Origin of the sequence: Rhodohalobacter sp. 8-1 (assembly GCF_038150125.1) — a bacterium.
GTDB lineage: Bacteria > Bacteroidota > Rhodothermia > Balneolales > Balneolaceae > SW132.
The window spans coordinates 21,646-33,612 of the sequence record NZ_JBBVMF010000013.1; the positions used below are offsets into that span (position 1 = coordinate 21,646).

Genomic DNA, 11,967 nt, shown 5'->3' on the forward strand with positions numbered 1-11,967 from the left:
ATTTCGAACATGTTTTATGCGATTATTCACATATTTTGCCAACAACCCACAAACTTTACTGTAGAACCTTAAGTCTATCTTTATCCAGAGAATCCATTGAGGCAAGGAGACACATTATTGAACTCGATATTGAAGAATGGATATTAATATTGACAGATAAAAATAAAGTAACCGAATAGTCCGCTATGGCAGATGACACCCTGAATTCGATCAGGAAGACAATTGATAAGCTGGATCAAACCATCATTGATGCTCTCGGTGAACGCCAGAGAATTGTTCGCGATGTGCTCGCCGATAAGCTGGAAAACTCGAAGGAGATCCGCGATCCCGGAAGAGAAGAGGAGATGATGGAATCCATCCGGGAAAAAGCCGCAGAAGCGGGGATGGATCCCTATTTCCTGGAACAGCTCTTCCGTGAGGTAATCAGTCATTCGGTGCGATACCAGACCCACGCACTGGTAGATCATCAAAACAAGAAAGCACATCAAACGTCCATAAAAGTTGCTTACCAGGGCACCGATGGGGCATTTAGCCACCAGGTAGCTATGCGCCATTTTGAGCAGCGCTACGATGATGTTATTTGTATCGGGTTTACGAGGTTTGATCAGGCGGCCGAGGCCGTCGAAAAAGGCGATACCGACGTGGCGATGCTGCCGATCGAAAATACAACGGCAGGGTCGATCAACGATACCTACGACCTGCTTGCCGAGAAAGACCTGTACATTAATGGAGAGGAAATTTTAAAGGTCATTCACTGCCTGATGGCGCCTAAAAAAGTAGAGTTGAAAAATATCCGGCGCGTATTGTCTCATCCCCAGGCTATTGCTCAGTGCAGCCGGTTTCTTGCCACGCTGCCACGCTGCCATGTGGAAAGCTATTTTGATACGGCCATGGCCGCCCGGAAAGTAAAAAACGACGGTGATTTATCGCAGGCAGCAATTGGCAGTGCTTATGCAGCCGAACTATATGATCTCGAGATTCTGGAGCGAGACCTTGCCAACCAAAAAGAGAATTACACGCGATTTGTTGTTGTGGGTCCCGAACAGGTAACGTGCGATCCACAGCTGAACTGCAAAACATCGCTCATATTTGCCACGGCTGATGAAAAAGGAGAGTTGCTGAAATGCCTGAATTTACTTGGTGATCACGGCATTAACATGACAAAGCTGGAATCACGTCCTCGTCCTCATCATCCCTGGCAGTCGTTATTTTACCTCGACCTTGAAGGAAATACTGAGGAACTGAGGGTGTCGGATGCACTTTCCAGGCTGAAAAAACAGGCACAGTTTGTAAAAGTGCTCGGGAGTTATCCTGTACGGGAAGGGAAGTGGTAAAACTATTGACGTAATTGTCCCAAAAGGGCATCCATTTACGTTAACATTTTACGATATCGGACGATGCTTAATATATTGTTAATACAAATATATTGTTAATACATAAGCCTAAGAATATATGAGCTAACCTGATTAATACCGGGATTGCAACCTGGAAAAGAACAACAGGTGTTTTTATGAAATTATCCCCATTTCGAATTGCTGCGATTTACCTTATTGTGGCTATGATCTGGATATTTACAACAGACTCAATTCTGGAGGTCTTTGTAAGCAATCCACGTCTGCTAACCGTTGCAAATATTGCTAAAGGATGGTTCTATGTGGCGATCACGGCAGGTGGTCTGTATTATCTGATAAATCTCAATGAAACCGAGATCAACAAAGAGCGACAAAAGCTTGAGAAAAAGGACGAGAGTCTGACGCTTGCCCTGGAGTCAAATAAAATGGCTACCTGGGAATATTACCCGGAGGAAGACAGATACGTTACCTCATCAAATCACCACAGTTTTTTTGATTTTCCTCAAACGTTGGATCTGAATCTAAAACACGTGTTTTCCCGGTTACATCCCGACGATGTTGAAAGATTTAAAGATGAAGTGGCAAAAACACTCTCAAAAAAGAAAGATTTCAATGTTGAATATCGTGTAATCCACATGGATGGGTCGATTCACTGGCTTTTGACGCGCGGAACATTAAACATAGCAGACGGCCTTATTGAATCTGTTTCGGGAATTACATCAGACATTACCGAAAGTAAAACCTTGAGGCGGAAGCTTGATTTTGAGAAAGAGAAATTTGAAACACTTTTCGACCAAATTCCTGTGTTAATTACGGTATTCAATCCGGAGCTTGAGATCAATGAAGTAAACCGTGAATTTGAGAGTGTGCTTGGATGGGACCCGGCCGAAGATAACGAACAAGATTTACTTAATTTACTATATCCCGATGAAGAGATTAGAAAAGAGGCTCATAAACATATGTTGAATCCCGGGTCGGGCTGGAAAGAATTTGATGTGACTACAAAAGCAGGGGAAGTCCGCCACCAGGTCTGGAGCAATATTCAGCTATCCGATTCAACAATTGTTGGGATCGGACATGATATAACCGAGAGAAAAAAACTTGAGAATAAAGAAAAAAAGGAACACAACCGCCTTCTCAAAATATTCAATAAACTTCCCGTCTTTATAAATATACTCGACAGTAAGGGGAATATTATAGAGTGCAACGATTTTATTTTGGATCGCCTTGGCTATAGTGAACAAGAGATAATAGAAGGCAATCTTATGGAGAAATTGGTGCCGGCTCCAAGTTCTTACCGACGCGTGAAATCTCATATCGACAAGGCTGATAACAGCTGGAAAAATTTTGAAGTTTACACTAAATCGGGTGATAAATTAAATACAAGCTGGATGAATATGCAGCTGAATGAGTCATTTACACTTGGTATTGGCCTGGATTTAACGGAGCTGAAAGAGCTCGAAGAACAACTGACCCTTGCAGTTAAAGGAGGAAATGTGGGCCTCTGGGACTTTTATCCAAAAGATAATAAAGTGTTAATCAACGATGAGTACGCCAACATGCTGGGCTACTCACGGGAAGAGCTTACGCCTTTACGTTATGACGGCTGGGCAGATCTTACACATCCAAAAGATTTAGATAACACTGAACGTCTGCTGGAGGAACATTTTAAAGGTAAATCCTCCAGTTACTTTAATGAGATTCGTATGAGGCACAAGGCCGGCCACTGGGTTTGGATGCTCGACCGAGGAGTGGTAGCCGAACGAGATGAAAATGGTGATGTGCTTCGGATTACTGGTACTCATATCGACATTACGGAGAGAAAAGAGCTGGAGGAGCAAATTGAACTCAGCCGTACGAGATTAAAACAAGCTACTAACAGTGCCAATATCGGGCTGTGGGAGTGGAATCCACAAACCGGAAAAGTAACAATCGACGAAGTTTGGGCAAATCTTGTAGGGTATACGCTTGACGAGCTGAAACCGATTAGCATAGATACCTGGAATGAACTTGTTCATAAAGATGATCTTAAACGATTTGAAAAAGCAGTAGACGATTATTTTTCCGGGAAAACTGATCTCTACGAAATTGAAGTTCGAATGCGCCATAAAGATGGGCATTGGGTATGGATTCTGGATCGCGGGAAAAATATAGAGTGGAATGATAAAGGGGTACCCGTGAAAATGATCGGAACCCATGTAGATATTACGAGCCTTAAAAAGAACGAGAAAAGACTGAGAGAAAATGAGCGTCTCTTACTGGAAACACAGCGTGTGGCAAACCTGGGAACGTTCACAGAGGATTTAAATACACAGGAGGTTCGGACGTCAACGGTTCTTAATCAGATGTTCTGGCTGCCTGAGGGAGCCACACTAAGCTCTGAACGCCTGGTAGAAACGCTGCATCCCGACTTTAAATATGTTGCGCAGTTATATAAAAAAGCCATTCAAGCAGGAGAACTATTTGAAGGCGAATATAAAATCCAAAACATTAAAGATAAGCGGGAGCGATGGATCTACGAAAAAGCGAATGTTGAATTTGATAAGGAGGGTAATCCTGTACGTGTAATCGGTGCTATGCTTGATGTTACGCGCTCAAAAGAGCAGGAATTGCGTATTAAACGAACGCTTGCACAGCTGAGAAAGGCAGAAGAAATTGCCGAAATTGGTTATTGGGAGAAAAATTTAGATACCGGAAAACTCTATTGGGGAGATAATAAATACAAGCTTTACGGAGCAGATCCGGCTGATGGACCGCTAACCCGCCAAGATTTTTTCCAGCGTGTACATCCCGATGATAGAAAAGCCACGTATGATGCCTATATAGATGCTGAAAACAGGGGAGGTATGGATATCACCTATCGCTATAAACAGCCTGATGGGATATATACCACATTCAGGGAAAAAGCAGAGGTTGTCAGGGACGATGCGTCTGGTAATGAAATTCTTCGTGGCGTGTCGATGGATATAAGCTCAATTAAACATATTGAGTCTCAGCTTGAGGATGAGCAAACCCGGTTACGAATTATAACTGGCCTGGTGAGTGATGTGGTATGGCAGTGGAATTTTGAATACGACACCATTACCTGGAGCAATGGAATGGAAACGGAATTTGGTTATCGTATGCAGGATTTGCCGGAAGGTGAAGAATCATGGACAGATCATCTGCACCCGGAAGATAAAGAGAGAGTGATCAAAAGTATTAAGAAGGCCAAGAAGAGCAATGAGCTATACTGGGAAGATGAGTATCGATTCTTCGATAGCACCGGTAATATACGGTATGTACTTGACCAGGGCTATATTTTCCGGGATGATGAGGGAAAGGCCCTTAAGATGATTGGGGCGATGATCGATCAGACCGAAACGAAAATCTCCGAAGAAATTCTCAGCAGCCAGGCCCATTTACTCGAGGATATTTCAGATGCTGTTATAGCAACAGATGAAAATATGAAGATTGTGTCGTGGAACCGGGCTGCAGAAATGATGTATGGCTGGTCGGAACAGGAGGCCATTGGGCAAGAAATCGGGACGCTGATTGAAACTGAATACGAAAATAAAAGTGAGGAAAGCCTTTACCGGGAGCTCGTTGATGATGAGGAGTGGAGCGGAGAAGTGGTGCAGTACAACAGGATAGATGAACCGATGAATATCATGAGTTCTATTCGGGTGATTACTGACAGGGAAGGTAATTTTGATGGGGCCGTTGCCGTGAACAAAGATATTACGGCTATCAAAGAGATACAGAAACGCCTCAGCTATGAACAACGGCGCTTTGAATATGCCACATCGGTAGTCAGTGATGCTATATGGGATGCAAACCCGTCGGAGGGAAGTGTATGGTGGAGCGAAGGGTTTGAAACACACTATAAACACGACGTTCCTTCGCCGGAAGATGGCTTTCAGGTGTGGAAAGATAACCTTCATCCCGAGGACCGTGACCGTGTGATTAATGATGTGAAGCATGCAGAAGACACCGGTGCAACCGAATGGAAGCAGGAATATCGGTTTTACAGGGGAGATGGATCCCTCGCGAATGTACTTGACCGAGCGTACATACTCAGAAATGATAAAGGTGATATACTGAGAATTATAGGGGCGATGAATGATATAACACTGCAGAAAGAGGCAGAAAAAGAACTAAAGAAATCTGAACAGCAGTACCGTCTTCTCTACGAACTAAGCCCGCTTCCGATGTATATTTTTGATAAAGAATCATTCAAATTTCTTTCGGTCAATAAAGCCTTGATCGACCTGTTTGGTTACACTAAAGACGAATTTTTAGAGATGACAATTTATGATCTCTTTATGCCGGATGAGAAACGGAAAATTCGGGAAGAGGCCATGCGGAATTTGCAGAAAACGCGCAGCGGGTTTGATTTGTGGCGGCAAAAAACTAAAAGCGACGACATAATATACTGTGAAATTTCCGGGTCTGATATTTATTACAGGGACAAACAGCAGCGACTGGTCCTTACGATTGATATTACTGAGCAGCGTAAAGCTGAAGAAAAAGCGATTAAAGCTGTTGTGGAAGGTGAAGAGCGGGAACGCCACCGAATTGCAAATGAGCTTCATGACGGTCTTGGACAGTATCTTTCAGCAGCCAATATGCATTTGACTACGGTCTATTCCGATTCCGGGTCAATGCCTGAATTAACCGATCGCTCATTTAGAACCGGGCTTCAAATGCTGGAGCATGCTATCTCCGAAACGCGCTCCATTTCGCACAACCTGCTACCAAAAGCAATACAGGATTACGGCTTAAAACTTGCGGTTGAATCGCTTGTGAATGAGATGCAGAGCACTCAGGAAATGTCGATTTACCTGTTTCAAAAATATAGGGATGACACTGTTCCCGGAAACATTCAGATTAATCTTTTCCGGATCATACAGGAAGCGCTGAACAATGCCATCAAACATTCAGGCGGCACTACAATCAACATTAACTTGGTATTTTCAAACAGTGAATTAATTTGCACAATTGAAGATAACGGTTCCGGCTTCGATCTGTTAAATCTGGCAAACGAAGGCCTTGGTCTTCAAAGTATGAAAACCCGGGTTGCAGCAATGTCCGGTAATTTAGATATTGATTCAAAAGAAAACTCAGGAACATTAATCACAGCTATCGTTCCCTTAGATAAGCATTAAAAAATAAATTATGGCTAATATTAAAGTTCTGTTAGTGGATGATCACAAAATTGTAAGGGATGGCATCAAGCTCATGCTTGAACCCCAGGCCGGCATAAATGTGGTTGCCGAGGCCGAGGATGGTGAAGAGGTAAAAAATATTCTTGATGAGACCTCCGTTGACGTTATTGTTATGGATATAAACATGCCGGGTATGAACGGCATTAAAACCACCAAAATGGTGAAGGATGAACATCCCAACATTAAAGTACTTGCACTGACAATGAGCAGCGACGATTCACATATCCGGCAAATGGTGCAGGCCGGGGCATCAGGCTATATTATGAAAAGTGCTGGACGGGATGAGCTGACCAATGCTATTCACGATGTAATGGCGGGCAAACACTACTTCAGTGACCAGGCTACGCAGAGTATTATGATGGATCTTGTGAAAAATAAAGGAAAGTCTTCGGCGCCTGACCCTGTCCACATTACAGAGAGAGAGCTGGAAGTGCTGCAGATGATTGTGAAAGAGCATACCAACCAAGAGATAGCAGAAAAATTATATATAAGTCCCAGAACGGTTGATGCTCACCGGCGAAACCTGCTTCAGAAAACCGGTGCCCGAAACACTGCGGGGCTCGTAAAATACGCGTTTCAGAACGGGCTTGTTAATAATGACTAAACGCCAAACCTCACCTAAAATCCCTGTTTGCAGCAAATTGGAAGAATGACTCTTAGGTAAAAAAACTTAGAGTCGTTTAGCATAATACGCCAATAGAATTCTACCTGATTTGGTGTTAGCTTCGAATGACGTCATCTTAACAAAATGATAAACCGGAGTGCTAATAATTAAGAAAGTCCGATTTATCATAAAATGGTTTAAATACTTTAGGGTAGCGAAATTTATATAACATCACCTAAAGACAATATTCTTTGGTATGACCAAACCAGTAAAACAGAATATTTTTCTATTTAGTGGATACACACCCCGATCGACCGCCCTGGTTGAAAGAATGGAAAAAGCGTGCGATGACAGTGCCGCAGTAATACTGATTGAACAAGTTGAACATATCCTGGAAAAAAGAGTTCAGGATGTGGAGTCATTTGTAGTACTGGATCTCCCCAACATCAAACAGTCTGCCATTCAGACGATTAACTCTGTTAGAGAGCATTCAGATGGCATTAAAATTCTTGCCATTCATATCTACACTACGAGGCTTTTGGTGGAGCCGCTCATTCAGGCCGGTATTCACGGATACCTGATGTATGAGCCCGCGATATCTGAGCTCCGCGAAGCAATTTCAACTGTCTCGAAAGGCAATGTGTATCTACCGGCACAGATTTACGGGTAAGTAATAATACCTAAGTAAAATTCGGTTAGAAAAGCACATAATAAACGAATGGCAAAAATACGTTTTTCACGTCTTACATCAGCAAGTATTTTATTATAAATTATTTTAATGTTTGTGAAAATTTGTCAAAGACGAGAAATGAAATATTGATGAGTACAAAAGAAATTCAGATAGATCAAGATCAACTGCAGCTTTTAAATGCATTCCCATCTCCTGCAGCCATACTTGATAGTGATGGCGATGTTATCAAAACGAACGAAGAATGGGTTCTGAAGGAAAAGCAGTCTTGTTATCTTAGTTCAATTACTTTAAACGGGAATTTTTTCAATCACTGCCGCGACGCAGCAGAACAGGGAAGTGATGATGCCTTAAAACTTATCATTGGTCTGCGACGAATCCTTGATGGTGAAAGCACAAGGTTTCACTCAACTTATCTGAGTTTTCTAAATGGCGAAAATAAGTGGTTTCAGATAAATATTCGGTCTCTTACGGGCGATCTTACAATCCTTTTTGCCGATGAAATTACCCGTAATGTTAAAGCAATACATGAGTTAAAAGATTCTCGCGAACGATATAAACAACAGTTTAACCACTCTATAAACGGAATTATCATCGGTACGCCATCAGGCGAAATAATTGATGCCAATCCTTCTGCCTGCTCAATTTTGGGCTATTCAAAAGCAGAGCTTAGAAAAATCGGGCGGCAAGGTATTATGGATGAAGATAATCCATTAAATAAAGAAGCCTCCGAAATACGTGATGGTCAGTCGTATTTTGAAGGTGAGAAAAGGTATATACACAAGTCGGGTCGCGAAGTGCCCATTATGGCATCCTCTGTCGTTTTCCGCGATAAAGATGGTAAACTCTCCACGATTAATTCGTTCAGGGATATATCAAAAGAGAAAAAGATTCAGAAGAAGCTAAAAAGCGAACAAGAATTTGCGAAAACAGCTATCTCAAGTATTCCCGGCGTGTTTTTTGTGCTCGACAAAGATGGGACATTTCTTGAATGGAACGATGTGTTTTTAACTGAGCTGGGCTATTTGGATGAGGATATGTTTGGGATGACACCGGTTGAGTTTTTCCATCCTGCTGACAAGGATTTAATTGCCGAAAAGCTGGCAGAAACTATCACTAAAGGATCAGCGCAGGTAGTGGCTCGTGTACTAACCAAAAGTGGTGAAGAACGAATGTTTAAGCTGAGTGCCCGCAGTTTCAAAAATGAAGATGTCAACTATGTAGTGGGTACCGGGGTAGACATCACAGAGATGGTCGACGCGAAAAACTCCAGTGACTATCACTTCCGGATGATGAACCAGCTTTTTGAAAATGCACCCATTGGTATAGTAATGATTGATCATCAAAATAAGATTGCCAGGGTCAATAATGGATTCAGAACCATGTTTGGCTATCTGAATGGTGATGTAGTGGGTTCTAATGTAAACGAATTGATTACAGATGAGAAAACCCGGGATATTGCGGACGAAGTAAGCCGCGAGGCCTTTAAAGGTAATCCATCACAGTTTGAGAGCGTTCGATATACAAAAGATGGCAAAGAGATTCCTGTACTGCTTAGCACCGTACCGGTTTCAGATGGTGAAAATGTAATAGCTGTATATGGAATTTATGTAGATCTTACGGAGCAAAAACAGCTCGAAATAAAAATTAAGGAGCTATTACAGCGTGAAACGAAAGCCCTCCAGAAAACCCAGGATTCACTAAAAGAGAAAGAAATTCTGCTACAGGAGATTCATCATCGTGTAAAAAACAATCTTGCCGTTATAGCCGGACTGCTTGACCTGCAGCTTCTTGAAGAGAAAGATCAGGATGTGTACAGAAAGCTAAGTGAAGTTCAGAGTCGAATATTTTCAATTGCCAAAATACACGAGACGCTTTACCAGGAAAAGAACGTTGTTAAAATTCAGTTCGATAACTACCTCAAATCATTTGTTAAGTTTTTGCCGCAGCAGGGTTATCAGACTGACGTGATATCCGAGCTTAATTTAGTCTGTGATGCAACAACGATGAATTTAAACCAGGCCGTTCCTGCCGGTCTGATGATCAACGAATTGATAAACGTTCTTTTGCCAGATAATAGTGACGGCAATTTGAATTTAAACCTGACATCATCCGAAGAAAAAGTGAAGATATCTTTGCAGGGATGCGGTCTAAAACTCGAAAATTTCAAACGCAATCTCGATTCTGAGGAGTTTCAGTATAAACTTGTGGAAATTCTTGTTGCACAGCTCAACGGAACAATTGACGTAAACCCGGAAGCAAATTTTGTATCAATAGTTTTTGACAAAACTGAAGCCAAAGGATCAAGTAACGCCTTTTTTTAAAAATACTATTTACCAACCATGGATAAAAAAATACTCATAATTGAAGATGACCTGATTTTGGCACTCAGCCTTGAGATGATGCTCAAGCGCATTGGCTGCAGTGAAATCGTAAAAGTGGAAACAGGAGAGGATGCTGTAAAAACAGCTGAAACGTTTAAGCCTGAACTTTTGCTTGTGGATGTGCAGCTTGGTTCTGGAATTACAGGAATTGAAGCGGTAAAAATAATTCAGGAAACACAGGATGTGCCTGCGCTTTATGTGACCGGGAATTCCGACCAGTATTTCAGACAGAAAGCTGAAGCAACCAATTTTATCGATTACCTGATCAAGCCAATTACTTATCGGGAATTGAATGAAATCCTATGTTCCTACGCCTGAGAGACTTTTCCATAGATTTTGTAAACGGAAAAAATTATGATAGACGCAGATATTAAATCGAATGAAACCAAACGACTGGAAGCCTTGCGGTCTTACCAGATCCTGGATTCACTACCAGAGGAGGCTTTTGATAACCTGACCAAGCTCGCCTCTGAAATAGCAAACGTGCCGATTGCAATGATTAACCTCATTGACGAAAACCGGCAGTGGACGAAGTCGATGGTTGGTATCCCGGAAAAGTTAAGAGAAGCCCCCCGAAAAGAGACAGTTTGCCAATATACAATAAAAGAGCCGGGCGTTACTGAAATTCAAAATCTTGATCAGGACTTCCGTACCTCAAACTTACCCTCAGTGAACCAGGAGGGTGGACTTCGCTATTATTTCGGGATTCCACTCGTCACAAAAAACAAGTATGCCATTGGCACTCTTTGTGTTCTCGATTATGAAGAAAAAGAGTTGTCGGAAACACAGATTGATCAGCTAAAAATTGTTGCAAATGAGGTGATGACTCATCTTGAACTGCATAAGCAAAACAGAGAGCTTCAAAAACTTAACGAGTATAAAGTGCAGTTGATGAAGATGCTGAGCCACGATATGCGATCTCCCCTAAACGGTATCATCGGACTTTCCAGCATGCTCAGGGAGCAAATGGAGGATGAACAGTCGAAGCATATTGAGATCATAGATATTATCGAGCAAAGTTCAACACAGCTAAATCAGATGATTGATGAAGTGATGAACTATACAATCATTGAATCTGAAGGATTAACACTCTCACCGGGTAAGGTTAATTTGCAGGAGATCATCGATAACATTCTACAGCTTTACAGACCGGCTGCTCGAATTAAATCCATTGACCTTGAATTTTACGCCGAAGGACTTGAAGAGCCTGTATGGCTTGATGGGGATAAATTTGAGCAGGTGATTGGTAACTTGCTATCCAATGCGATAAAGTATACAAAATCGGGTGGCAGGGTTAAATTGTTACTTTTGCGGAAAAACAATACACTTGATCTAAAAGTGATTGACAGCGGTATTGGTATGAGCAATGAAGAGAGTAGAAATCTGCTTCAAAACAAGAACAGATTTAAGGTATCGAAAGGAACGAGCGGAGAGAAAAGCAGCGGGATTGGTTTTTCAATCATCAAGCATATCATTGTATTATTTGATGGATATATAGAAATCGAGAGTAAAGAAGGAGAAGGGACTACAGTACATGTTGAAATTCCCGTGGTTACTGCCGGATAATCGTATCCACACTGAAATTTTGATAGCTTTGATCTCTTAACGACTTCAAGTACACAAGTACTAAGACCGGATTCCTCACTAAGAAATTTTTCTCTCAGCAGGGCGAAGCCAAGGAAAAAATATCGCCGAAAAACACCCTGTTATTCTTTACAACCTCTAAATATTG

Annotated in this window: 7 protein-coding genes; all 7 read left to right on the top strand. The window is 41.9% G+C overall.

All coding sequences use genetic code 11. From position 1 onward, the window contains the following. Positions 1–185 precede the first annotated feature (185 nt). The 7 genes from pheA (at position 186) to AABW11_RS13385 (ending at position 11,801) form a co-directional block, all read left to right on the top strand. Positions 186–1,334: a prephenate dehydratase gene (pheA, locus tag AABW11_RS13355; protein WP_340105615.1), complete on the top strand. Its 1,149-nt coding sequence runs from the start codon at positions 186–188 to the stop codon at positions 1,332–1,334. Between the two features lie 176 nt (positions 1,335–1,510). Further along, a complete protein-coding gene (locus tag AABW11_RS13360) occupies positions 1,511–6,499 on the top strand; it encodes a PAS domain-containing protein (RefSeq protein ID WP_340105616.1) in 4,989 nt (1,662 codons plus the stop codon). Positions 6,500–6,509: 10 nt separating this feature from the next. After that, positions 6,510–7,163: a response regulator transcription factor gene (locus tag AABW11_RS13365; protein ID WP_340105617.1), complete on the top strand. Its 654-nt coding sequence runs from the start codon at positions 6,510–6,512 to the stop codon at positions 7,161–7,163. Positions 7,164–7,419: 256 nt separating this feature from the next. Further along, entirely contained in the window at positions 7,420–7,833 is a 414-nt protein-coding gene (locus AABW11_RS13370; protein WP_340105618.1) for a hypothetical protein, read from the top strand. 149 nt (positions 7,834–7,982) lie between these two features. Beyond that, positions 7,983–10,175, top strand: coding sequence for a PAS domain S-box protein (locus AABW11_RS13375; protein WP_340105619.1), 2,193 nt, complete (start codon positions 7,983–7,985; stop codon positions 10,173–10,175). Positions 10,176–10,193: 18 nt separating this feature from the next. After that, the gene (locus AABW11_RS13380) at positions 10,194–10,553 is read left to right on the top strand and encodes a response regulator (RefSeq protein ID WP_340105620.1); all 360 of its coding nucleotides are present in this window, start codon (positions 10,194–10,196) and stop codon (positions 10,551–10,553) included. Positions 10,554–10,589: 36 nt separating this feature from the next. Further along, positions 10,590–11,801: a GAF domain-containing sensor histidine kinase gene (locus tag AABW11_RS13385; protein ID WP_340105621.1), complete on the top strand. Its 1,212-nt coding sequence runs from the start codon at positions 10,590–10,592 to the stop codon at positions 11,799–11,801. The last annotated feature ends 166 nt before the right edge of the window (positions 11,802–11,967 follow it).

What these genes read in the sequence shown, in the direction of transcription:
- pheA (WP_340105615.1), top strand. Translation starts at nt 186, where the DNA reads ATGGCAGATGACACCCTGAATTCGATCAGGAAGACAATTGATAAGCTG.
- AABW11_RS13360 (WP_340105616.1), top strand. Translation starts at nt 1,511, where the DNA reads ATGAAATTATCCCCATTTCGAATTGCTGCGATTTACCTTATTGTGGCT.
- AABW11_RS13365 (WP_340105617.1), top strand. Translation starts at nt 6,510, where the DNA reads ATGGCTAATATTAAAGTTCTGTTAGTGGATGATCACAAAATTGTAAGG.
- AABW11_RS13370 (WP_340105618.1), top strand. Translation starts at nt 7,420, where the DNA reads ATGACCAAACCAGTAAAACAGAATATTTTTCTATTTAGTGGATACACA.
- AABW11_RS13375 (WP_340105619.1), top strand. Translation starts at nt 7,983, where the DNA reads ATGAGTACAAAAGAAATTCAGATAGATCAAGATCAACTGCAGCTTTTA.
- AABW11_RS13380 (WP_340105620.1), top strand. Translation starts at nt 10,194, where the DNA reads ATGGATAAAAAAATACTCATAATTGAAGATGACCTGATTTTGGCACTC.
- AABW11_RS13385 (WP_340105621.1), top strand. Translation starts at nt 10,590, where the DNA reads ATGATAGACGCAGATATTAAATCGAATGAAACCAAACGACTGGAAGCC.